18 protein-coding genes, 1 tRNA gene and 1 pseudogene are annotated in these 23203 nt (G+C 61.9%); 12 read left to right on the top strand and 8 right to left on the bottom strand.

Annotation, left to right across the window (positions count from 1 at the left end; genetic code table 11):
* From DBR18_RS10820 to DBR18_RS10805, 3 genes are all read right to left on the bottom strand, one after another.
* Positions 1-1058 (bottom strand): NAD(P)/FAD-dependent oxidoreductase (locus tag DBR18_RS10820; protein ID WP_256588669.1); only part of this gene is annotated, 1058 nt, incomplete at its 3' end.
* Positions 1059-1368: 310 nt separating this feature from the next.
* A complete protein-coding gene (locus tag DBR18_RS10810) occupies positions 1369-1740 on the bottom strand; it encodes a response regulator transcription factor (RefSeq protein ID WP_108590308.1) in 372 nt (123 codons plus the stop codon).
* A gap of 129 nt (positions 1741-1869) precedes the next feature.
* Positions 1870-2886 (bottom strand): GlxA family transcriptional regulator, encoded by a 1017-nt coding sequence (locus DBR18_RS10805; RefSeq protein ID WP_256588668.1) that lies wholly within the window; start codon positions 2884-2886, stop codon positions 1870-1872.
* 201 nt (positions 2887-3087) lie between these two features.
* Here DBR18_RS10805 and DBR18_RS10800 point away from each other — a divergent pair, with 201 nt between their 5' ends.
* Positions 3088-3759 (top strand): response regulator transcription factor, encoded by a 672-nt coding sequence (locus DBR18_RS10800; RefSeq protein ID WP_108590306.1) that lies wholly within the window; start codon positions 3088-3090, stop codon positions 3757-3759.
* Between the two features lie 48 nt (positions 3760-3807).
* A complete protein-coding gene (locus DBR18_RS10795; RefSeq protein ID WP_108590305.1) occupies positions 3808-9279 on the top strand; it encodes an ATP-binding sensor histidine kinase in 5472 nt (1823 codons plus the stop codon).
* Positions 9280-9432: 153 nt separating this feature from the next.
* On the opposite strand, the gene DBR18_RS10790 is transcribed toward DBR18_RS10795, so the two are convergent.
* Positions 9433-9520 (bottom strand) — tRNA-Ser (locus DBR18_RS10790).
* 123 nt (positions 9521-9643) lie between these two features.
* On the opposite strand from DBR18_RS10790, the gene DBR18_RS10785 reads away from it, so the two are divergent.
* Complete coding sequence (locus DBR18_RS10785) at positions 9644-10315, top strand: Bax inhibitor-1/YccA family protein (RefSeq protein ID WP_025110060.1); 672 nt, start codon at positions 9644-9646, stop codon at positions 10313-10315.
* Positions 10316-10388: 73 nt separating this feature from the next.
* On the opposite strand, the gene DBR18_RS10780 is transcribed toward DBR18_RS10785, so the two are convergent.
* Together DBR18_RS10780 and DBR18_RS10775 are read right to left on the bottom strand one after the other, a co-directional pair.
* The gene (locus DBR18_RS10780) at positions 10389-10715 is read right to left on the bottom strand and encodes a YceK/YidQ family lipoprotein (protein ID WP_108590304.1); all 327 of its coding nucleotides are present in this window, start codon (positions 10713-10715) and stop codon (positions 10389-10391) included.
* Between the two features lie 58 nt (positions 10716-10773).
* Positions 10774-11211: an Lrp/AsnC family transcriptional regulator gene (locus DBR18_RS10775; RefSeq protein ID WP_038368669.1), complete on the bottom strand. Its 438-nt coding sequence runs from the start codon at positions 11209-11211 to the stop codon at positions 10774-10776.
* Positions 11212-11363: 152 nt separating this feature from the next.
* Between DBR18_RS10775 and DBR18_RS10770 the strand changes: the two genes are divergently transcribed.
* Complete coding sequence (locus tag DBR18_RS10770; RefSeq protein ID WP_108590324.1) at positions 11364-12257, top strand: DMT family transporter; 894 nt, start codon at positions 11364-11366, stop codon at positions 12255-12257.
* A 2-nt stretch (positions 12258-12259) separates the two neighbouring features.
* On the opposite strand, the gene DBR18_RS10765 is transcribed toward DBR18_RS10770, so the two are convergent.
* Together DBR18_RS10765 and DBR18_RS10760 are read right to left on the bottom strand one after the other, a co-directional pair.
* The gene (locus DBR18_RS10765) at positions 12260-13300 is read right to left on the bottom strand and encodes an FUSC family protein (protein ID WP_177482370.1); all 1041 of its coding nucleotides are present in this window, start codon (positions 13298-13300) and stop codon (positions 12260-12262) included.
* Between the two features lie 46 nt (positions 13301-13346).
* A complete protein-coding gene (locus tag DBR18_RS10760) occupies positions 13347-14972 on the bottom strand; it encodes an NADP-dependent glyceraldehyde-3-phosphate dehydrogenase (protein ID WP_108590302.1) in 1626 nt (541 codons plus the stop codon).
* 314 nt (positions 14973-15286) lie between these two features.
* Between DBR18_RS10760 and DBR18_RS10755 the strand changes: the two genes are divergently transcribed.
* The 8 genes and pseudogenes from DBR18_RS10755 to DBR18_RS10720 form a co-directional block, all read left to right on the top strand.
* Positions 15287-15640, top strand: a complete 354-nt coding sequence (locus DBR18_RS10755; RefSeq protein ID WP_108590301.1) for a cytochrome c5 family protein — start codon at positions 15287-15289, stop codon at positions 15638-15640.
* 76 nt (positions 15641-15716) lie between these two features.
* Positions 15717-17045 (top strand): D-arabinono-1,4-lactone oxidase, encoded by a 1329-nt coding sequence (locus DBR18_RS10750; protein WP_177482369.1) that lies wholly within the window; start codon positions 15717-15719, stop codon positions 17043-17045.
* Positions 17046-17119: 74 nt separating this feature from the next.
* A complete protein-coding gene (locus DBR18_RS10745) occupies positions 17120-18328 on the top strand; it encodes a DSD1 family PLP-dependent enzyme (RefSeq protein ID WP_177482368.1) in 1209 nt (402 codons plus the stop codon).
* Positions 18329-18557: 229 nt separating this feature from the next.
* Positions 18558-19169 carry a transposase gene (locus DBR18_RS10740; RefSeq protein WP_108590298.1) on the top strand — a complete coding sequence of 204 codons (612 nt, stop codon included), beginning with the start codon at positions 18558-18560 and terminating at the stop codon, positions 19167-19169.
* Positions 19170-19226: 57 nt separating this feature from the next.
* A complete protein-coding gene (locus tag DBR18_RS10735) occupies positions 19227-20825 on the top strand; it encodes a ShlB/FhaC/HecB family hemolysin secretion/activation protein (RefSeq protein WP_108590297.1) in 1599 nt (532 codons plus the stop codon).
* Between the two features lie 12 nt (positions 20826-20837).
* Positions 20838-22637, top strand: coding sequence for a DUF2341 domain-containing protein (locus tag DBR18_RS10730; protein ID WP_108590296.1), 1800 nt, complete (start codon positions 20838-20840; stop codon positions 22635-22637).
* A gap of 11 nt (positions 22638-22648) precedes the next feature.
* Entirely contained in the window at positions 22649-23074 is a 426-nt protein-coding gene (locus tag DBR18_RS10725; protein ID WP_003224462.1) for a biopolymer transporter ExbD, read from the top strand.
* A 3-nt stretch (positions 23075-23077) separates the two neighbouring features.
* Positions 23078-23203, top strand: a pseudogene (locus tag DBR18_RS10720) (energy transducer TonB); the annotation flags it as partial.

The raw sequence follows: 23203 nt of genomic DNA, 5'->3' as shown, positions 1-23203 counted from the left end.
GTGTACACCGCGCCCCAGGCGCCGAGGTCCAGGCAGGTCACGTACTTCGGCTGACGGTAGGTGGTCGGCGCCACGCCGAGCAGGTCGGCGACGGCGTTGTTGCCGGCATGACGGCCGAGGCTGATCGCGTGTTGGCAGGACATCACCGAATAGTTGCCGACGTCATCCGTGGCCGCGCGGGCGACATCCCCGGCTGCGAACACGTGCTCGAGGCCTTGGACTTTAAGGTTGCCGTCGACGTGCAGACGACCCTGGCCGTCGCGCTCGGCATTGAGTTGTTCGGTCAGCGGGCTGGCGCGGAAACCCACGGTCCAGATAACCGTGTTGCTCTCGATGTGGCGACCGTCGGCAAGAGTGACGCCGCTGGCATCCACAGCGGCGACCGTGGCGTCGACGATCCACTCGATACCCAGTTCTTTTGACGCCTCGATGATGGAGGGGCGAATGCCATCGCCCATGGTCGCGGCGATGTCTTTGCTGCGATCGACGATGATGACGCGAATGTCTTGCTGCTTGCCGAGGATGGCACGCAGACGGCCGGGCATTTCAGTCGCGGTTTCGATCCCGGTGAAGCCACCGCCAGCGACCACTACGGTGTTGCGTGCGGCGCTGACGGGTTGGCTGGCCAGCGAGTGCAGGTGACGCTCCAGACGTGCCGACGATTCGATCTGATCGACGTCGAACGCGTGTTCTTTCAGGCCGGGCACCGGCGGACGTGCGAGTTGGCTACCGCTGGCCAGCACCAGGCGATCGTAAGACAGTTCGCCCGGACGACCCGCCTCATCGCGATAACCGACGCGCCGCGCCTGGCTGTCGATGCTTTCGGCGGTGCCTTTGACGAAGCGCACGCCCACGGCATCGAACAGCGCGTCCAGCGGCGCGTACATGCTGTGAACATCGGGTTCATAGAAACGCGGACGGATGCGCAGCTCGGCTTGTGGGGCGAGCAGAGTGACCTCCACCTCGTGGCGGTCGTGCATATCCAGCAAGCGCGCGGCGCTCAACGTGCTCCACAGCCCGCCGAACCCTGCACCGATCACCAATAATTGCTGTTTCATAATGTGCTCCCTGACGCTGATGGATGGATAAACCCGAGTCGTGGTTGCGACTCTGGCGTGACGATCACCGGCCGCCGTAAACTGCTTGCCGTACTGCATGGCGCTTAATCGCCCGCTGTCGAAAGCAATGCTATGGCGTGGGACGCGCGCGCGCAGTTGTCCATCGGTGTGCGCGAATTACCCATGGGGCGAGGGGAGTTATACGAAGGTATCGGACAGATACGCGGATCTGTAGGAGCTGCCGAAAGCTGCGATCTTTTGATGTTGCCCTTTAAAAGCAAGATCAAAAGATCTCAGCCTTCGGCAGCTCCTACACGAGAGGTGTTTGGTTCAGGGCAATGTCGATGTAGCTGAGCAGGCCTTCGGGCTGGAAGGGTTTGGCAAGGCAAGCGATAACGCCGGGGGCGCGGGTGTGGATTTCATCGGGATGGGCGGTGACGAAAATCACCGGAATGCGCCAGCCTTGCGCGCGCAAGGCTTCGTTCAGTTGAGGACCGCTGATGCCAGGCATCTGGATATCGGAAATCAGGCATTGCGTCTGCGCCGGGCCTGGCGACTCGAGGAACGCCTGACCACCCGGGTAACCGAGTACCTGATAACCATTGGCGCGCAACAGGCTTTCCAGCGCTGTGCGAAAGGCCTCGTCGTCGTCAACCACGGCAATGACAACTTTATGCTGCATAGGGCTCCCTGACCGAATGGCCACGCAGGGCGACTCCTGTCGTTCCTGCACCATACGCCGTCGGCAGCGGCGCAAAACTATACCTAGGTATAGTCCTTCGGGATCCTTGATCGTCAGCGATGACCGGCATCAACCTTCGCGGCTGAAGCGGCTGCGGTAATCGCGGGGTGAAATCGACAGGTGACGCTGGAAGCAGGCGCGCAGGCGTTCTTCGTCACCGAAACCGCAGAGGCGCGCGACCTTGTCGATGTTGTGCGTCGAGTTCTCCAGCAAACGCCTGGCCGCTTCGAGGCGGAACAGTTCGATGGCCTTTGACGGCGTGCGCCCGGTGCTCTGTTTGTAGACGCGGGTGAAATTGCGCAGGCTCATCTTTGCCTGTTCGGCAAGGCGCTCTACGGTCAATTTCGGATCGCCGAGGTGGTCGGTCAGCCACAGGTGCAACGGGTCGAACTGCGGGCTGTCCTGTGCCTGCGATTGCAGCAGCGTGCTGTATTGCGCCTGACCACCGGGACGCTTGAGGTACACCACCAACTCGCGCGCAACGTGCAACGTCACCTCGCGGCCGCAATCGGCCTCGACCAGCGCCAATGCCAGATCGATACCGGCCGTGACCCCCGCGGATGTCCAGACCGCGCCCTGCTGGATAAAGATCGCATCGGCATCGACTTCGATCGCCGGGAAGCGCTCGCGCAGGGTGTCGCACATGGCCCAGTGCGTGGCGGCGCGGCGACCATCGAGCAAACCGGCCTGAGCCAGGAGAAAAGCACCGCTGCACACCGACACCACTCGCCGCGCGGCAGGGGCCTGGCGTTGCAGCCACGTGGTGAGTCCGGCGTGCTCGTCGAGGGTCTGGCAGATATCGGGCGCACCGGGTACGACGAGGGTGTCCAGCGCAGTGATATCGAGCTCCCGCAGCGTGCAGGTGTCCACGGCCAGGCCTTCGACGGTGCTGACCAAACCGCCTTCAAGGCTGGCGGTGTGAAGGTGATAGCCGGGCTGGCCACGCTCGGCCAACGCTCTGCTCGCTGCCCAGAACACCGTTTGTGCGCCACTGAGATCGAGCAGGCTCATTCGCGGGTAGGCAATAAACACCACGTCGCGGGGTGCGGGCGCAGCAGTGCGGGACTGTCGGTAAACGCTGGACATCGAAAGGTTGCCTGTTCAAGCGGCTGAAGAGGGGCGGGGGCGGCATGGCCGATTTTCAGGGGTTTCTGGCCTGTCGGCAACGCACGCCGACTGCTAGCCTGCTGCGCGGCCGTTCAGCCGGCCTCTGGCTGCGTTTGCCATCATGGACTAGATTTAATCACCTGCACATCGCACCCGTTGCGATCTCGCCGAGGACACACGATGACCCTGTGGTCGCATTCCAGCCCCAGCGCAACCCCGCCCGCGCTCAGGGAGCCAATGGTTTATGTGGTCGATGACGACGCCTCCATGCGTCAGGCCCTCGACGGTTTGCTGCGCTCGATCGGGCTGCAGGTGCAGACGTTCGAAACCTCCCGGGACTTCCTCGCTTCGGCCAAACGCGATGTGCCCGGTTGCCTGGTGCTCGATGTGCGCCTGCGCGGTGAAAGCGGTCTGACCTTTCAGGAACAGATGGAAAAAAACGGCTTGCGCATTCCCGTGGTGTTCATGACCGGCCACGGTGACATCGCCATGACGGTGAAGGCGATGAAGGCCGGGGCGGTGGATTTTCTCGCCAAGCCGTTCCGTGATCAGGACATGCTCGATGCGGTGGCCAGTGCCCTGGCCCGTGACAGCGCACGGCTGATCGCCGAGCAATCCGGCGCGGCCCTGCGTCTGGCCTACGAGACGTTGACCGTGCGCGAGCGCGAGGTGCTCGGATTTGTCATCGGCGGGCTGATGAACAAGCAGATCGCCGCGCAACTCAACCTCAGCGAAGTGACGGTGAAAGTCCATCGCGGCCAGGTCATGAGGAAACTCGCAGCACGTTCGGTGGCCGATCTGGTGCGTATCGCCGAGACGTTGGGCATCGAGCCGGCACGGCGCACAAGTTGAGCTGAATTTCATCGCGTGGCACAACCCCCTCTGACGGTGTCGACTCGGATGGCCAGCAAAAAACAGATTTTGTGGGACGACGGCGAGCGGGTGTTTTCCCGCGAGCGCGGCAAGGGCGAGGGCAGCCCCAGTGTGCTGGTGGTGCGCCCGACGCTTGAGCAGCCATTGCCTGCGACCCTCGACCGACTGGCTCACGAATACAGCCTCAAGGACGATCTCGGCCATCAGTGGGCGTTGGCGCCGCAAGCCCTTGAGCGTGCCGGCGGGACAACACGTCTGCTGTTCGACGACCCCGGCGGCGAGCCGCTGTCGCGTTTGCTGATCGCACCGCTGGACAGCGAAACCTGCCTGTTGCACGCCATCAACATTGCCGCGGCGCTCGGTCGTCTGCATCGGTGCGGTCTGGTGCACAAGGACCTCAAGCCGCAGCACATTCTGGTCAATTGCCTCGACGGTCAGGCGCGGCTGACCGGTTTCGGTCTGGCCTCGCGGTTGCCGCGCGAACGTCAGGCGCCAGCGCCGCCGGAAACCATCGCCGGCACCCTGGCCTATATGGCGCCTGAGCAAACCGGGCGGATGAACCGCTCGATCGACTCGCGCAGCGATTTGTATGCCTTTGGCGTGACCTTGTACCAGATGCTCACCGGCTCGTTGCCGTTCAGCGCCAACGACCCGATGGAGTGGGTGCATTGCCACATCGCACGGCTGCCGATGCCGGCGTGCGAGCGGGTGGCTACGGTTCCGGTGATGCTCTCGCGCGTGGTCATGAAGCTGCTCGCCAAGACGGCCGAGGAGCGCTACCAGACCGCTGCCGGCGTCGAACATGACCTGCGCCGCTGCCTGGACGACTGGCGCCGGACGCGGCAGATCAACGTGTTCACGTTGAACGAACAGGGCGCGATCGATCGTTTGCTGATCCCTGAGAAACTCTACGGTCGTGAGCGCGAAGTGCAGACGCTGATCGACGCCTTCGCCCAGGTGGTGCAGACCGCTTCGCCGAAGCTGGTGCTGGTGTCCGGTTACTCGGGGATCGGCAAGTCCTCAGTGGTCAGTGAACTGCACAAAGTGCTGGTGCCGTCGCGGGGCTTGTTCGCCGCCGGCAAGTTCGATCAATACAAGCGCGACATCCCCTATGCGACGCTGGTCCAGGCGTTTCAGGGACTGGTGCGCACGCTGCTGGGCAAGCGCCGCGAGGTGCTCGCCGAATGGCGCGCGGCGCTGTTGCAGGCGCTGTCGCCGAATGCACGGTTGATGACCGAGTTGATCCCGGAGCTCAAGCTGATCATCGGCGAGCCGCCAGCGGTGCCGGAGCTTGAACCGCAACAGGCGCAGCAGCGTTTCATGGGCGTCCTGCAGCGCTTTATCGGTGTGTTCGCCCGTCCCGAACACCCGTTGGCGTTGTTCCTCGATGACCTGCAATGGCTCGATGCGGCGACTCTCGATCTACTGGAAGATCTGCTGACCCGCGCAGAGATCGGGCACCTGTTGCTGGTGGGCGCGTATCGGAATAACGAGGTTAATGCCGATCATCCGCTCAGCGGCAAACTCAAGGCCATTCGCAATGCCGGCGTACCCATTGACGAGATCCATCTGACTTCGCTTGCCGGCGCGCACATCGAACAACTGATCGCCCAATCCCTGCGCTGCCCTCCGGCGAGCATCGTTGCGCTGGCACGGCTGGTGCTGGACAAAACCGGTGGCAACCCGTTTTTCGTCATCCAGTTTCTTCAGGCCCTGGCCGAGGAAGAGTTGCTGGTTTTCGACCACCAGTCGGGTCGCTGGCGCTGGGATCTGGCACTGATCAACGCCAAGGGCTACACCGATAATGTGGTCGATCTGATGCTCGACAAACTGGCGCGCCTGCCGCAGGACACGTGCCATGCCCTGCAACAACTGGCGTGCCTGGGCAACGTCGCGCGGATCGATACCCTGGCCACTGTGCTCGACCTGTCGACGACGCGGGTGCACGCGGCGCTGTGGCCAGCGGTGCGTCAGGAACTGGTGGAGTTTCGCGAAGGCGCGTGTGCCTTTGCCCACGACCGTATTCACGAGGCAGCGTACTCGTTGATCGCCGCCGCCGAGCTCGCGCAGACGCATCTGCGCATCGGCCGTTTGCTGGCCCTGCAAACGCCGGGGGCAGGGCGCGAAGACGCGATTTTCGAAATCGTCGGTCAGCTTAATCGCGGCGCCAGCCTGATCAGCGCCCGCGCTGAACGTGAACAACTGGCCGAATTCAATTTGCTCGCCGGTCAGCGCGCCAAGGCTTCGACCGCCTACACCTCGGCGCTGACTTACCTGGGCGCGGGCGCTGCCGTACTGGGTGAACAGGGCTATGACCGTCACCATGAACTGGGTTTTGCCCTCGAACTGAACCGCGCCGAGTGTGAATTTCTCACCGGCCAACTGGCGCTGGCCGAGGCGCGTCTGACTGCTTTGGTCAAGCACGCCATGACCACAGTGGAGCGGGCGGCGGTCACCTGTTTGCTGATGGACGTTTATCTCCTGCTTGATCGCAGTGATCGTGCGGTGAGTGTGTGCCTGGCCTATTTGCGCCAGGTCGGCATCGACTGGACGGCGCACCCGGACGATCAGCACGTGCGCCAGGAGTACGAGCAGATCTGGACGCAGCTGGGTGAGCGCAGCATCGAACAATTGATCGACCTGTCATTGATGCAGGATCCCGTTTCGCTGGGAACGCTTGATGCGTTGAGCAAACTTCTGGCACCGGCATTGCAGTCCGACGCGAACCTCGCCTGCCTGACGATTTGCAAGGCTGTCAGCCTGAGCCTGCAACATGGCAACTGCGACGCCTCCTGCATGCTGTACGCCAATGTCATGCGCGTGGCCGGGCGACGTTTCGGCGACTATGCCGCTGGATACCGCTTCGGACGCCTGGGCTGCGATCTGGTCGACCGCCGTGGCCTGACGCGATACGAAGCGCGCACTTATCTGTGCTTTTCGATTTTTGTGGTGCGCTGGATGCGACCGGTGCGTGAGTGCCGCCCATTGCTGCGGCGTGCGCTCAGCGCCGGCAACCGCATCGGCGATTTGCCCTACGCGGCCTATGCCGGCAACAGTCTGATTTCCGATTTGCTGTTTATTGGCGAACCGCTGGCGGAGGTGCAGGTTCAGGCGGAGGCGGGGCTGGCTTATGCGCAGAAGATCCGCTTCGGTCTGGTGATCAGTTTCATGCGTTGCCAACAGGCCATGATCCGCATGCTGCGCGGGCAGACACCGGTGTTTGGCCGTTTCGACGATGAACAATTCGATGAGGCCAGTTTCGAGGAAAACCTTGCCGCTCCGGATCTGGCACTGGCTCGCGGCAAATATTGGGTGCGCAAACTGCAGGCGCACTATCTGGCCGGGGATTACTTGGCAGCCGCCGATTGCGCAGTGCAGGCGAGGGAACTGTTGTGGGTGATTTCCTCGTTTTTCGAGGAGGCCGAATATCACTTCTACGCAGCCTTGACCCTGACCGCCCATGTCGAGACGAACGCTGATCAACGGCAACAGTTGCATGAACACCACGACCAACTGCAAACCTGGGCGCAACAGTGCGCACAGACCTTCGCCAGTCAGACGGCGTTGGTCGCTGCAGAAATCGCTCGGGTCGCCGGGCAACCGATTGAAGCGCAGGCGCTGTACGAGCGAGCGATTCAATTGGCTCAGGACAATGGCTTCGTGCATGTCGAAGCCTTGGCCAACGAACTCGCCGCTCGCTTTTACAGCGCTCGTGGTCTGGGCAAGATCGCCCGCATGTATCTGCAGGATGCGCGCTACGGCTATTTGCGGTGGGGCGCCGATGGCAAGGTCCGGCAACTGGAACGCCATCACCGCTATTTGCGTAACGAAGAGGCGCCGGCCAACCCGATCGCGACCATGACCACCCCGGTCGAGCAACTGGACCTGGCGACGGTGCTCAAGGTGTCGCAAGCGGTATCAGGCGAAATCGTGCTGGATCGCCTGATCGAAATGATCATGCGCACTGCCATCGAACAGGCTGGCGCCGAACTTGGCCTGCTGATTCTGATGGAGGCCGAGACACCGTATCTTGCCGCGCGAATCCGCGTCGGCGACGAGCGTGCGCGACTGTGCAATGAGCCGGTGAGTGCGACGGCACTGGCCGAAACGGTGCTCTATCAGACCCTGCGCACGGGCGAAAATCTGTGCCTGGACGATGCCGTCGCCGATCCGGCATTCGCCGCTGACCTGTACATTCATCAACACGGCTGTCGTTCGATCCTGTGCCTGCCGTTGATGAATCAGGGCCGGATTGCGGGGGCGCTGTATCTGCAAAACAATCTGTCTGCCGGGGTGTTCAGCCCGGCGCGCATCGCGGTGCTGCGGCTGGTCGCTTCACAGGCGGCGATCTCGCTGGACAACGCGCGGCTGTATCGCAACGTCGCCGAGCGTGAGGCGAAGATTCGTCGACTGGTCGACGCCAACATCATCGGCATCATCGTCTGGAGCATCGAAGGAGAAATCATCGAAGCCAACGACGCGTTTCTGCGCATGGTCGGTTACGCGCGCGATGATTTGCTCTCGCGCAGGGTGCATTGGCGCGACATGACCCCGCCGCCATTGCGCGCGGAAAGTGAAGCGGCGCTGGCGACCGCCATCCGCACCGGGCGCGCTCAGCCGTTCGAAAAGGAATACATCCGCAAGGACGGCAGTCGTCTGCCGGTGATCGTCGGTCTGGCCGCATTCGAAGCCAGCCAGCAGCAGGGCGTGGCGTTCGTCCTCGACCTGAGCGAGCGCAAACAGGCTGAAGAACAAGTGCGCGAAGGCGAGCGCCGTTACCGTCAGGTACAAGCGGAGCTGGCCCACGCCGGTCGCGTGGCGACCATGGGCCAACTGGCGGCGTCCATTGCCCACGAAGTCAACCAGCCCATCGCCGCCACCGTAACCAATGCCAACGCGGCGCTGCGCTGGCTCGGTGCGCAACCGCCGAACATCGACGAAGTCGAGCAGGGCCTCAGGCGCATCATCAACGATGGCAACCGCGCGGCCGACGTGCTCGGACGCATACGCGCCTTGATCCGCAAGACCCCACCGCAACGCCAGGCGGTGGAACTCAACGCAGTGGTGACTGAAATGGTCGGGTTCACACGCGGTGAGGCGGCCCGCTATGGCACCGCGGTCACCACCCGGCTTGCCAGCGATTTGCCCGCCGTAGTGGCCGATCGGGTGGAGCTGCAGCAGGTCCTGCTCAACCTGATCATCAACGGCCTGGAAGCCATGGCGGTGACGGAAGAGGGGGAGCGGCGGCTGTTCATTGCCAGCGAGTTGCTGGGTGAGGACGTGAGGATCATGGTCAGCGACTCCGGACCGGGGTTCGCCTGCGAGCGCGCGGAAGAAGTCTTCACGGCGTTTTACACCACCAAACCCACGGGACTGGGGATGGGTTTGTCGATCTGCCGGACGATCATCGAAGCCCATGGCGGGCGGTTGTGGGCGGAAGTCAACTCGCCGTGTGGGGCTCGGGTGCTGTTTACGTTGCCCGTTTGCAGGGAGAGCTGACGTTGTTTCAAGCGTCGGAATTCATTTTTGAGCGGGGGGCGAAGAATAAAGCCTTCCCGAAATGATGCGCAGACGTTCCATGGAGAAGAGCAGAATTCCTGAACGCCAGAAACGACAAAGCCCTGAATAATCAGGGCTTTGTCGTATCAAAGATGGCGGAGGCGATGGGATTCGAACTCATGGACCTGTTACAGTCGACGGTTTTCAAGACCGTTGCCTTAAACCACTCGGCCACACCTCCGTTTGCGTTGCGGGCGCCATAATACCTGAATGAAACACACTGTCAAACTCTGTGCATGGCTTGTTACAGAGCGTCTGTTATGATCTTTGCGACTGAACGTTTCAAACCAACAGGAGTGTCGCCATGCGCGAACAGGATTACGCAGTTCACAACAGCGTGCAGGCTGAGCAGCTAGAGGTTAGCCGCGTCCTGCGCAACACTTATGGCTTATTGGCGCTCACCCTCGCATTCAGCGGTGTGATGGCTTTCGTGGCCCAGCAGATGCGCGTCGGCTACCCGAACATTTTCGTGGTGCTGATCGGTTTCTACGGGCTGTTCTTCCTCACCAACAAACTCCGTGATTCGGCATGGGGCCTGGTTTCCGCGTTTGCGCTGACCGGTTTCATGGGTTTCCTGCTCGGCCCGATCCTCAACCGTTATCTAGGCATGCAGGGCGGCGCTGAAGTGGTCAGTTCGGCATTCGCCATGACCGCGCTGGTGTTCGGTGGTCTGTCGGCCTATGTGCTGATCACCCGCAAGGACATGAGCTTCCTGGGTGGTTTCATCACCGCCGGTTTCTTCGTCCTGCTGGGTGCGACGCTGGCGAGCATGTTCTTCCAGATCAGCGGCCTGCAACTGGCGATCAGCGCCGGTTTCGTGCTGTTCTCTTCGGTCTGCATTCTGTTCCAGACCAGCGCCATCATTCAGGGTGGTGAGCGTAACTACATCATGGCGACCATCAGCCTGTATGTATCGATCTACAACCTGTTCATCAGCCTGTTGCAGATCTTCGGCATCATGAGCCGCGACGACTGATCGCAGTTTGTGCAACAACAAAAAACCCGCTCAGGCGGGTTTTTTTTATTGTCTGCGAAAAGTGCAAACCGGATCAGTTGATCACGATGCTGCCATCGGCCTGTTGCCTGTAAATGGTGTAGGGCAACAGAAACGTATCCAGCACGCCCGAAACCGCTGCATCGACCACCAGGCCTAAAGAGGCGTTCTTGTAGTTGAACGCATCGACGTCATCCGGCTTTTCAGCGTGCAGCATGCAGAAGTCGTAGGTCGCCCCACTGTAGATTCGCGGCACGGCGCCGCAGTAGCTTTTCTGGTTTTTCAGCTGGTTCACGGAAACCTTGTCGCTGAATACGACCGTTTGTACTGTCCCGCACCCGCTGAGCATGACTGCCGCCAGCATCACTGCCTGAAATTTCATTACCGCCAATCCTTCGCCGGAAAAACCTCAATCTACGCTGAACATGCGCAAAAAGCACTCACGCCATCGGCGGTAACCGGCGTTTGACCGGGGTCTTCTTGACGATGGCCGTGTTGGTTTCGGCCAGTGTGTTGAGGCGATCGAGCAGGGTGTCCAGCTGTTCCATCGAGCGCACGTGCAAACGTGCGATGAAGCAGTCCTCGCCGGTGACTTTGTCGCATTCGGTGAACTCCGGGATCGACATGATCTGCCGTTCCACTTCCTGCAATTGGCCTGGCAGCGGCCGTACCCGGACGATGGCCTGGAGTTGATAGCCGAAACATTTGGGGTCGATTTCGACGGTATAGCCCTTGAGCACGCCGCGTTCCTCCAGGCGGCGCAGGCGTTCGGCCACGCTGGGTGACGACAGACCGCTGATCTGCGCCAGTGCCTTGAGTGAGCGGCGCGAGTCCTCCATCAATGCGCTGATGAGAATCTGGTCGATATCGTCGGTCATGGGGCAAATCCGGTATTAGGCATTTGAAGGAAACCACCCGCGATAAAAAAGGCAGAAATCCAGTTTAGCCTGCTTTTTGCGCTGGAGACGTGCGGCGTTGACTTGGCATACTTTTGCCACGTTTTCGTCAAACGCTGAGGGAGAGATTGATGATGGACAAAAACATCCGCCGCGGCTCGTTCGAGATGACCGCCGCCATGCTGATTTCCGGGACCATCGGCTGGTTTGTGTTGGTATCGGGGCAGCCCGTGCTGGACGTGGTGTTCTGGCGCTGCGTCTTCGGCGCCGGCACCTTGCTGCTGATCTGCGCCGCGTTCGGCTTCTTGCGCCCCGGCATTCTGACTCGCACTACATTCCTGCTTGCGGTGCTGAGCGGTGTGGCGATCGTTGGCAACTGGGTGCTGTTGTTCGGCTCGTATTCCCGGGCCTCGATCGCCATCGGCACGGCGGTCTACAACGTGCAGCCGTTCATGCTGGTCGGTCTGGCGGCGCTGTTTCTCGGCGAGAAAATCACTGTGCAGAAGCTGTTCTGGCTGGCGATTTCCTTTCTTGGCATGCTGGCGATTGTCAGCGCCCATGGCGCACAGGGCGAGAGCGGCAGCGACTATCTGCTGGGCATTGCGCTGGCACTGGGGGCGGCGTTGCTCTACGCGATTGCAGCGCTGATCATCAAGCGCCTGACCGGCACGCCACCGCATCTGATTGCGCTGATCCAGGTCTGCACCGGGGTGCTGTTGCTCGCGCCGTTCGCGCACTTCAATGGTTTGCCGCAAACCCAGGGAGCGTGGGCCAGTCTGGTGACGCTGGGCATCGTTCATACCGGCCTGATGTACGTGCTGCTGTACGGCGCGATCCAGAAACTGCCGACGGCCCTGACCGGCGCGCTGTCGTTCATCTACCCGATTGCGGCCATCTTCGTTGACTGGTTCGCCTTCGGCCATCGCCTGGAAACCCTGCAATGGGTCGGTGTAGCCGCGATTCTGCTGGCCGCCGCCGGGATGCAGCAGGGCTGGGGGCTGAAGTCGCGACGTCTGGCTACTCCGTAGGCTCAGATATTCCAGCGCGGTGCGGTTTTCGCCAGACGCTGGCGCAGTTCGCCGATGTTGGCCGCGAGTTGTCGGGTCAGCAAACGATAACCGTCCAGCGTGCTATAGACCGGCGTGTCGAGGCTGGCGTCCGGTAGCTCCAGCGGACGCTCCAGGCGTTGTGCCGCGCCGGACTTCAAGGCCCGGGCCATGCCGATCAGTTGCACGCGGATTACCCGGTGCTCGGGCCGCAGTGCCGATTGCAGGTGCGCCATGGCGTCGGGGTCGTTGGCATCCGGGCGGGTGTTGCCGAGGATCTCCAGGGTGCTGACGCACATGCGCAGGTTGCGTTGAATCGCGTCCAGTTCGGTCATGGAAACCTTCACTTCCTTGGACACCGAAGGCATCAGCGAGCGCAGTTGCACCATCACCGTGGTCACCCGGCCCATCAGCTTCAAGTGTTCATCGGCGCTGACCGGTTGGCCGCTGATGATCCGTCCGTACAAGGTGGCGCAGTCGCGCAGGGCGTCGGCCAGGTTGTAGCGCCACGAATACACCGCGTACAACGGCAGGGCGAAGGAAAACGCCAGGGCCAGGGCAATACCGATCAGGATATCGACCCCACGCCACAAACCGTCGGTGATCGGGTTGTCGCCGTGGCCGGCGACGATGAATACGGTAATCGCCGAGAGCAGGGCGGTATAACCCCCCTTGCCAATGGCGTGATACGAGAAGAATCCGCACACCACCGCCATCGCAAAGTAGGTCAGCCACGGCAGGCCCAGCCACGCCTGTTGCGCCACCAGCACCAGACCGACGCCAGCGCCGATCAAGGTGCCGGTGGCGCGTTCGGCGGCTTTCTTGCCGATGTTGCCGTGATGCTGCAAGCCGCCGATCACCACCAGCATGGTCACCGACGCCCACTCGCCGTGGGGCAGGTTGATGCCCGTGGTCAGCAGGATGGTCGCCAGCAACCCCAATGCCACGCGCACCGCATGGATCAACCGGGCGTGCTGGTAGCGGCGATACGGGTCCAGCAACGGACGCAGGATTCGCCGCAGCAGCGGTGGCAGTCGGTGGGAGCTGAATGTACTCAGTGCAAGGTCCTCGTCAGAAGATGTAGTCGGTGGTCAGGAAGCTCGAGTCGCGGCCGCGAATGATCTCGCTGATCAGATCCTTGTTGCTGTCCTGGAACTTGGTCGCCACCAGCGTGCGAATCGAAAACACCCGCAGTGCATCGTGTACCGACAACGTGCCCTCGGCGGAGTTCTTGCGTCCGTTGAACGGGTAAGTGTCCGGGCCGCGCTGGCACTGGGCGTTGAGGTTGATCCGCCCGACCTGGTTGGCGAAGGTATCGACCAGTCGCCCGATCGCCACCGGGTTGGTGCCGAACAGGCTCAGTTGCTGGCCGAAGTCCGATTCCAGCACGTAATCGATCACGGTATCGAGGTGACGGTACGGCACGATTGGTACCACCGGGCCGAACTGTTCCTCGTTGTACACGCGCATCTGCGGCGTCACCGGATACAGCACGGCGGGGTAGAAAAACGACGCCCGCGCTTCGCCGCCATTCGGGTTGACCACTTTGGCGCCCTTGCTCTGCGCGTCGGCCACCAGACCGTGCAGGTAATCGACCTTGCCCGACTCCGGCAATGGCGTCAGCGCCACGCCACTGTCCCACGGCATGCCCGGTTTCAGCGTAGCGAGCTTGGCGTTGAATTTTTCGATAAAGCTGTCGACCACGTCTTCATGCACGAAGAGGATTTTCAGCGCGGTGCAGCGCTGGCCGTTGAACGACAGCGAACCGGTCACCGCCTCGCTGACGGCATTGTCCAGATCGACTTCCGGCAGGACGATGCCGGGGTTCTTCGCATCCAGACCCAGTGCCGCGCGCAAGCGGTGTGGTTTCGGGTGCAGTTTCTTCAGGTCGCTGGCGGCCTTGTTGGTGCCGATGAAGGCGAAGATATCGATCTTGCCGCTGGCCATCAGCGCGCTGACGGTTTCGCGGCCGCTGCCGTAGATCACGTTGATCACGCCGCTCGGGAAGCTGTCGCGAAAGGCTTCGAGCAACGGACGTATCAGCAACACGCCAAGCTTGGCCGGTTTGAACACCACGGTGTTGCCCATGATCAGCGCCGGAATCAGCGTGGTGAAGGTTTCGTTCAGCGGATAGTTGTAAGGCCCCATGCACAGTGCAACGCCGAGCGGCACGCGACGGATCTGGCCGAGGGTGTCCTGTTCCAGCTCGAAGCGGCTGGAACGGCGGTCGAGTTCTTTCAGCGCGTTGATGGTGTCGACGATGTAGTCGCAGGTGCGGTCGAACTCTTTTTCCGAGTCCTTGAGGTTCTTGCCAATCTCCCACATCAGCAGCTTGACCACGGCTTCGCGCTGCTGACGCATACGGCCGAGGAACGCCTCGACGTGCTGGATCCGTTCGGCCACGCGCATGGTCGGCCACAGGCCCTGGCCGCGATCGTAGGCACGCACGGCAGCGTCGAGGGCGGTGAGCGCGGTGTCGGCATCCAGCAGCGGGGTGCTGCCGAGAATCACTTGTTCATCGCCGCTTTCGCCGTGCAGGTACACCGGGCTGCGCACGGTGGCGAGCGGGCCGTCCCAGCGTCGCAGTTGGCCATCGACGAGGTATTCGCGTTGTTCGACCTGACCGTCGAGGCGGTATTTTTCCGGGATGTCGCTGACAGAAGGGAACAGATTGCCAAGAATGTTTGCTGTGGTCATGTCGCTACCCCGTGTTGATGTCCGTATACAGATCAAAAAGTCTTTACAGGTTATACGCCTGAATACGCCGACATTTAAACCCGCCAATGTCACGCGAATGTCACGCCAATCCCTGTAGGAGCTGCCGAAGGCTGCGATCTTTTGACTTTGCTTTTCAAGATCAAGATCAAAAGATCGCAGCCTGCGGCAGCTCCTACAGAGGGATGGTGTGGCCCCGTTTGGCCCCCTCGTTGTCCCGCAATGCCCTCAACCCGCTGCCGTGCCTGCCTTAAGGTGTGCTCACAACAATAAGCGGCACCCATGTGAGGATCGTTATGCGGGCCATTCCATTCACTTTACTGCTGGCGCTGTTGATGACGCTGTCCGGTTGCGGTGAGAAAACCGCACCACCGGCAACTGCCCGCAACGCCACACCCACCGACCCGGCACTGGCGCAGATCTACACCAACAGCTGCCAACTGTGCCACGCCAATCCCGCCGCGAACGCACCGCTGACCGGTGACCGCCAAGCCTGGGAGCCGCGCATCCGCCAGGGCACCGACACACTGCTCGACCACGCCATCAACGGCTATAACGGCATGCCGCCGATGGGTCAGTGTGTCGAGTGCTCGGAAGATCAATTCCTGCAACTGATCGGCTTCATGGCCGACCAGCCCCTCCCACAATAAGGGCGCGCGCATGAGCATGGATCTGACACGGCGTCAGTTGTTGCAACGGGCAAGCATCGTCGGTGCGTTCAGTGCACTGGCGGCCAATCCCGCGCTGGGGCAATTGATGCGCGCGCCACGGCTGATTCCCTGGCGCAACTGGTCTGGCGGGCAGAGTTGCCTGCCGGCGGCGCGGCTGGCGCCGAAGAATCTCGATGAACTGAGCGCTGCGATTCGGCAGGCCCAGGGCAAAATCCGCCCGGTTGGTTCGGCGCATTCGTTCAGTGCCCTGGTGCCCACCGACGGCACGCTGCTGTCGCTCAGCTACTTCACCGGTTTGCTCGACCACGACCCGAAAACCCTGCAGGCGGAATTCGGCGCCGGCACGCCGATGTCACGCATGGGCGTGCCGCTCAAGGACGTCGGCCAGGCCCTGCAGAACATGGCCGATATCGACTACCAGACCCTCGCCGGCGCAATTTCCACTTCGACCCATGGCACCGGCAAAACCTTTCAGTCGTACTCGGCACACGTCTGCGGCCTGCAACTGGTGACGGCCAGCGGCGAGGTGCTGGACTGCGACAGCCAGCGTCACCCCGAAGTGTTCAACGCCGCGCGGGTGTCGCTCGGCGCATTGGGCGTCGCGACGAAAATCCGTCTGCAAAATCGCCCGGCCTATCGCCTGCGTGAGCGCCAGTGGATCGCCAAGACCGAAGAGTTGCTGGAAGACCTCGACAAGAACACCCGGGAAAACCAGCACTGGGAAATGCTCGTCGTCACCCATTCCGACTATGCGTTGTCCATCGCCCTCAACGAAACCAGCGACCCGGCCACGCCGCCGATTCCGCCCGAAGAGGAGGGCGGCAACGAGTTCGTGACCCTGATCGAGAAGATCGACAAGTACGGCAGCGACTTCCCCGAGCTGCGCCGCACGCTGCTCAACAGCCTGCGACATCTGGCGAGTTTCGATGATCGGGTTGGCGATTCGTTCGACATCTACGCCAACGTGCGCACCGTGCGCTTCAACGAGATGGAATACTCGGTGCCCGCCGAACACGGCCCGGCGTGTCTGCGTGAAATCCTCAAACTGATTCAGGACAAGGACCTGCGCACCTGGTTTCCCATCGAGTACCGCTACGTCAAGGCTGATGACATTCCGTTGAGCATGTTCGAGGGCCGCGACAGCTGTTCGATCTCGGTGCACCAGCATTACCAGATGGATCATCACAACTTTTTCGCTGCGGTCGAGCCGATTTTCTGGAAGTACAACGGCCGTCCGCACTGGGGCAAATTGCACACGCTCAATGCACGCACCTTGCAGCCGCTGTACCCGCGCTGGCGCGAGTTCGTCGAGGTACGTCAGGCGCTGGATCCGAGCGGACGCTTTCTCAACGCGCATCTTTCGTCGATTCTGGGGGTGAGCTGATGGCGGTCAATCGACGTAACTTTCTTCTGGGCACACTGGGTGTCGGCGCTTTATTGGTGGGCGTGGGCGCCTGGCTGCGGCCGGGTGATCGCGGCGCGCCGTACAACGAGTATTTCCGCGCGCTGAATAAAGAACTGAAGGACAAAGGCCCGATGCGCCCGGTGCTGCTGATCGATCTGGATCGCCTCGATCACAACATCGACGTAGTGATGCAGTCGGTCAAACGCGGCGGCAAGCAATTGCGCCTGGTGGAAAAGTCCCTGCCGTCACCGGGCTTGTTGACCTACATCGCGCAACGGGCCGGGACGCAAAAACTCATGTCGTTTCATCAGCCGTTTCTCAATCACGATGCGGTCACGTTTCCCCAGTCCGACATCCTGCTTGGCAAGCCGTTGCCAGTGCGTTCGGCCGAGCTGTTCTATCAAACTCACAAGGGCCCGTTCGATCCTTCCAGGCAGTTGCAATGGCTGATCGATAACCCCGAGCGCCTCCAGCAATACCTGGCGTTGGCGCAGGGGCTGGGCACGCGGATGCGCATCAACATCGAGCTGGACGTCGGCCTGCACCGTGGCGGGGTCAGTGATGTGCAGGTGCTGGGGCAGATGCTCGCGCTGATCAGCGCCAACCCGCAGCATCTGCAGTTCGCCGGGTTCATGGGCTACGACCCGTTCGTGGGCATGGGCGTGCCGGGGATCCTCGGTTCGCCCGAGGAGCTGTTCGCCAAGGTCATGTTGATTTATCAGCGCTGCGCGGATTTCACCCGGCAGCAGTTTCCGGCGTTGTGGAATGACAACCTGTGCCTGAACACCGCCGGCAGCCCGAGTTACCGCATCCACGAAAACGAGAAGCTCAGCACCGAGGTGTCGGTAGGCACGGCGATGCTCAAACCGACGCATTACGACCTGCCGTCACTGATTGACCACGTGCCAGCGAGCTACATCGCCACGCCTGTGCTGAAGAGCACCGGTGCGGTGAACATCCCGGCGCTGGATGACAAGTCGAAGTTGTTCTCGTGGTGGGACACCAATCAGCGTCAGACCTATTTTATTTACGGCGGCAACTGGATGGCCGAGTTCGAATCGCCCGCCGGTTTGCAGAGTAATGGCGTGTATGGCCGCAGTTCCAATCAGGAGATGGTCAACGGTTCGAATGCCGTGGGCCTGACCGTTGAAGATCAAGTGTTCCTGCGACCCACCCAGACCGAAGCCGTGCTCCTGCAATTCGGCGATCTGCTGGCGGTGCGTGGCGGCAAGATCGTCGACACCTGGCCGGTTTATTCCTGAAGTAAAAGATCGCAGCCTTCGGCAGCTCCTACAGGGTGTACTCAATCCCGGTGTAGTAGCTGCCGAAGGCTGCGATCTTTTGATTTTGCTCTCCCGCCAATTCCAGCATGAAGCTTTCATGACAAAAGTTCGGTAGCACATAGCCAGTCCGGTCATGCCTATGTAACGCGCTTGAGGGGCCCAACGGGGCGCTTTTCACAAGCCGAGGCGGGACGCCGGGAGTGAGGCAATGGGGACTATGGAACGCTACTCGAAAGTGGGCATGCAGGAGCTCGATCAGCGCCTGTCGAAGATCGTCGAGGCCGCGCGCAAGAAGCCGGTTTCGGTGTATCGCTACGGCGCGCCGTGGGTCTGGATCGTGTCGCAGGATGACTGGCAGGGCGCCTTGAAAGAGGTCTCCAGCTACATTCCGCCCGGCCATTCGCTGGTCTTGCTGCGCCCGCAGATCGACGATTTGCTCGATGCCCACCAAGGCCTCCTGCACGAGCTCAACGCCGAGCCCGGCATGCTCATCCCCGCGCAAACCGTCATGCACATCCTGCTTCTGCAACTGCTGTATTCGGTGCCCAGCGAGCAGCAACTGTATGAACAGCTCAATTACAACCTGCTGTTCCGCTGGTTCGTCGGTCTTGGCCTGAACCAGAAAGTCTGGAGCTTCAACGTCCTCAGTCGCGACATCGCCACGCTGCTCAACAACCCGCGTGCGGTGCTGCTCATCCAGAAAATCATCGGCGAAGTGTTCTGCGGTGCCTTGCTGCAAATGCCCGAGTTCTCGTTGAACTTTGCGCTGCTGCACACCTGGCTCGGCAAGCACAGCGGTGCCTCGACAGTCAGCAACTGACGCAACACACAAGGCGCGCAACAGCGCCAACAGGTCATCGCGAATTCAGGGGGTAGTGTGGATCAGATTTTCACGTCACGGCTGGCGCTGTGGGGCTGGCTGCTGGTGACGGCCGGCGCGCAACCGGCATTCGCCGAAGAGGCTGCCGAAGCTGCTGCGCCGCAACGTCTGGTGGACGTCAACGAATACTTCGTGCGCGGCAACACCGTGCTCGACGCCCGGGCGATCGAAGAGGCGGTGTACCCGTTTCTCGGCCCGCAAAAAGCCATGACGGACATCGAAGGCGCCCGCGATGCGTTGCAGAAGGCTTATCAGGAACGCGGCTACCAATCGGTGTTCGTCGAGTTGCCGGAGCAAGCGGTGGCCGACGGCATCGTCTACCTGCAAGTCAGCGAAACCAAGGTTGGCCGGGTGCGCGTGGTCGGCGCCAAACACTATTCGCCGCTGGACATCCGCGACAACGTCCCGGCGCTGAAAGAAGGCGAGGTGCCGGACTTCGCCAAGGTTCAGGGTGAACTGGCGCAGCTCAATAAAACCCCGGGCCGCCAGGTCATGCCGCTGGTGCGCGAAGGTCAGCGTCCCGGCACCATGGACGTCGATTTGCAGGTTGAAGACCAGAACCCGTGGAGCGCCAGCGTCGGCCTCAACAACGACTACAGCGCCGACACCGAAAAACTGCGCGCCGTCACCAGTCTCGGCTACAACAACCTCTGGCAACTCGGCCACAGCATCAACCTGACGTACTTCACCGCACCGCAGGACACCGACAACGCCAAGGTCTGGTCGGCTTCCTACACCGCGCCGCTGAGCGAGCGCTGGAGTGTGCAGTTCTCCGGCTACCAGTCCGACAGCAACGTCGCCACCATCGGCGGCAGCAACGTGCTGGGCAAGGGCCATTCCTACGGCGTATCGGCGATCTACACGCTGCCGTCCAGCGGCAGTTGGTCGAACTCGCTGTCGGCCGGCATCGACTTCAAGGATTTCGACGAGCGCCTGACCCTGTCCGGCGAGAGCGACAAGGTGCCGCTGAAATACGCGCCGTTCACCTTCGCCTACAACGGCTTCCGTTACACCGAAAAGAGCCAGCTCGGCCTCGGCCTGAGCCTGGTCGCGGCCACCCGCAGCATCTTCGGTTACGGCAGCTCCGACGAGGATTTCGACTACAAACGCTACCGCGCCAACCCGAGTTTCGCCGTGCTCAAGGGCGACAGCAACTTCACCTGGACCTTCGACAACGACTGGCAAAGCGCGAGCAAAGGCGCGTTCCAATTGGCGTCGGGACCGCTGGTTTCCAACGAACAGTTTTCCGCCGGCGGCGCGACCTCGGTGCGCGGTTATCTGGCGGCTGAGCGCACCGGTGATGACGGCGTGTTGCTCAGTCAGGAACTGCGCACGCCGTCGCTGGCGAAATACGCCGGCAGCTGGATGCAGGAATGGCGCTTCTACGCCTTCGCCGAAGGCGCGCAACTGTATCTGCGCGACGAGTTGCCGGATCAGGACGCCAGTTACGCCCTGGCCAGCGTCGGCCTCGGCACCCGCGCCAGCCTCAGCAAATGGCTGTCCGGCAGCCTCGACTGGGGTTATCCGCTACTCGAAGGGCCGAACACCTCGAAGCAGGAATCGCGCCTGCACTTCAACCTTCAAGCCACTTTCTAAAGGAGCACGTTCATGCAGCGCCTCATTCTTTCGTTGTTGATCTGCCTGGGCTTCGTGCTCCCGGCCACGGCGCAGGCCTGGTGGCAGGACGACTGGCATTACCGCAAACAGATCGCCGTCGACACCACGCCGCAGGGCGCCGGGATCAATCAGGCCCTCGGTCGCACCGCGCTGCTGGTGCGCCTGCACACCGGCAACTTCACCTTCGACGGCGTCAAGGAAGACGGCTCGGACCTGCGCTTCGTCGCCGCCGATGACAAGACCGTGCTCAATCACCAGATCGAAAGCTTCGATGCGCTGATGGGCATGGCGCTGATCTGGGTCGATGTGCCGAATGTCGAGGGCGGGCAGCGTCAGGACATCTGGATGTACTACGGCAATCAGAAGGCCCCTGCCACCGGTAACGGCCAGTTGACCTTCGACCCGAATTACACCGCGCTCTATCACTTCGACGGCGCCACCGGCACCCCGGCCAAAGACACCACCGCCTACGGCAACACCGCACAAAGCGCCACCGGCGCGGCGATTGACGGTGTAGTGGGGCGCGCCTTGCAGTTCAGCGGTCAGCCGTTGTTGCTGCCGGCCAGTCCGTCGTTGCAGCACAACGCTGGCAGCGCGTTCACCTTCAGTGCGTGGCTGCGGCTGGATCAGGCCAATGGCGAGCAACTGATTCTGGCCCGTCGTGAAGGCGCCAACAGCCTGCTGATCGGGGTCAATCAAGGCGTGCCGTTTGTGGAGATAGACGGCCAGCGCGCGGTCGCCGCTCAGGCATTGAACCCCGGCCAATGGCAGCACGTCGCGCTGACCGCTGAAGGTTCGAAAGTCAGCCTGTACATCAACGGTCGTGAGGGTGCGACCCTCGCTCAAGCGATGCCGGCGTTCAATTCGGTGATGGCGATTGGCGGCGATCTGGCCGCGGGTCCTTTCCAGCCTTTCGTGGGTGCCATCGACGAACTGCGTCTGTCGAAAGTCGCCCGTCCGGCTGCGTTGTTGCTGGCCGATGCCACCTCGCAGGGTTCCGAGTCGAAACTGGTGGCCTACGGCGTCGACGAAGAACAGTCCGGTTTCGGTTTCGGCAGCCTCGGTTTCCTGCTGAATGCGGTACCGGTGGACGCCTGGGTGATCATCGCCGTACTGGTGCTGATGATGTTCCAGTCGTGGATCATCATGTTGCGCAAGAACCGCACCCTCAGCCGCGTGAGCAAGGCCAACGAAGACTTCCGCGAGCAATTTGCCAAGGTCGGTACGCGCCTGGAGATGTTCGCCGACGACGCGCAGCTCGCCCAACGTCTGCAGCACTCGCCGCTGTGGCGTCTGTACGCGGTGGCGGTCAAGGAGATCCGCACCCGCCGCGAGCAGGGCGCCGATACCTCTTCGGTATCCGCAGCAACCATCGAAGCCATCCGCTGCTCGATGGACGGCGTGCGCACCCGCGAGAACCAGGCCCTCAGCTCGAAACTCTCGACCCTGTCCAACGCCATCGCCGGCGGCCCGTACATCGGCCTGCTCGGCACCGTGCTGGGGATCATGGTGGTGTTCCTCGGCACCGCGATGGCCGGCGACGTCAACATCAACGCCATCGCGCCCGGCATGGCTGCGGCATTGCTCGCCACGGCGATGGGCCTGTTCGTCGCGATCCCGGCGCTGTTTGGCTACAACCGCCTGATCACCCGCAACAAGGAAGTCAGCGCCGACATGCGCGTGTTCGTCGACGAGTTCATCACCCGTCTGGCGGAGTTGCATGGCGAGAGCCAGTCCAGTGAAGCGTCGCACCCGCGCGGCCATCACGCCAACCACTCCGTACCGGCCTGAGGAACACCGACATGGCGTCCGTAAATGCCTCCCACGACGATGACGAAGATGCAGCGGTGGACAGCATCAACATCACCCCATTGGTCGACGTGCTGATGGTGGTGCTGGTGATGTTCATCCTCACCGCCACCGCGCAGGTCTCGGGGATCCAGATCAACCTGCCCAAGGCCAGCGCCTCGGTGTCGCTGTCGGAGGCCAAGACCAAGGCGATTTCGGTCAACGACGGCGGTCAGGTGTTCCTCGACGCCTACCCGGTGACGCTCGCCGAGCTGGAGGAACGCCTGCGCATCGAGAAAGCGCAGAGCCCGGACTTCCCGGTAATCGTGCGCGGCGACGCCACGGTGCAGTACCAGAAGGTCATTGAAGTGCTGGATCTGTTGCGCCGGCTCGAACTGTCCCAGGTCGGTCTGGTGACCGGCAAACCGACGCAGGGCTGAGTGATGACCGCACAACTCCCGATCGAGCCGCTGCCGGTAAAGCGTTCGCCGTTGCGCTACGTGAAGTGGGGCGCCGGGCTGCTGCTCGGCGCGCTCGCTGCGTGGTTCCTGTGGCAGTGGGCCAATGAC

It is taken from the genome of Pseudomonas sp. HMWF021 (assembly GCF_003061005.1).
Lineage (GTDB): Bacteria > Pseudomonadota > Gammaproteobacteria > Pseudomonadales > Pseudomonadaceae > Aquipseudomonas.
Note: the sequence above shows the minus strand (reverse complement) of the source record. Positions and strands in the feature narration are given on the sequence as shown.

What these genes read in the sequence shown, in the direction of transcription:
- DBR18_RS10760 (WP_108590302.1), bottom strand. Translation starts at nt 14,972, where the DNA reads ATGACCACAGCAAACATTCTTGGCAATCTGTTCCCTTCTGTCAGCGAC.
- DBR18_RS10740 (WP_108590298.1), top strand. Translation starts at nt 18,558, where the DNA reads ATGGGGACTATGGAACGCTACTCGAAAGTGGGCATGCAGGAGCTCGAT.
- DBR18_RS10805 (WP_256588668.1), bottom strand. Translation starts at nt 2,886, where the DNA reads ATGTCCAGCGTTTACCGACAGTCCCGCACTGCTGCGCCCGCACCCCGC.
- DBR18_RS10780 (WP_108590304.1), bottom strand. Translation starts at nt 10,715, where the DNA reads ATGAAATTTCAGGCAGTGATGCTGGCGGCAGTCATGCTCAGCGGGTGC.
- DBR18_RS10755 (WP_108590301.1), top strand. Translation starts at nt 15,287, where the DNA reads ATGCGGGCCATTCCATTCACTTTACTGCTGGCGCTGTTGATGACGCTG.
- DBR18_RS10725 (WP_003224462.1), top strand. Translation starts at nt 22,649, where the DNA reads ATGGCGTCCGTAAATGCCTCCCACGACGATGACGAAGATGCAGCGGTG.
- DBR18_RS10730 (WP_108590296.1), top strand. Translation starts at nt 20,838, where the DNA reads ATGCAGCGCCTCATTCTTTCGTTGTTGATCTGCCTGGGCTTCGTGCTC.
- DBR18_RS10795 (WP_108590305.1), top strand. Translation starts at nt 3,808, where the DNA reads ATGGCCAGCAAAAAACAGATTTTGTGGGACGACGGCGAGCGGGTGTTT.
- DBR18_RS10810 (WP_108590308.1), bottom strand. Translation starts at nt 1,740, where the DNA reads ATGCAGCATAAAGTTGTCATTGCCGTGGTTGACGACGACGAGGCCTTT.
- DBR18_RS10800 (WP_108590306.1), top strand. Translation starts at nt 3,088, where the DNA reads ATGACCCTGTGGTCGCATTCCAGCCCCAGCGCAACCCCGCCCGCGCTC.
- DBR18_RS10785 (WP_025110060.1), top strand. Translation starts at nt 9,644, where the DNA reads ATGCGCGAACAGGATTACGCAGTTCACAACAGCGTGCAGGCTGAGCAG.
- DBR18_RS10770 (WP_108590324.1), top strand. Translation starts at nt 11,364, where the DNA reads ATGGACAAAAACATCCGCCGCGGCTCGTTCGAGATGACCGCCGCCATG.
- DBR18_RS10775 (WP_038368669.1), bottom strand. Translation starts at nt 11,211, where the DNA reads ATGACCGACGATATCGACCAGATTCTCATCAGCGCATTGATGGAGGAC.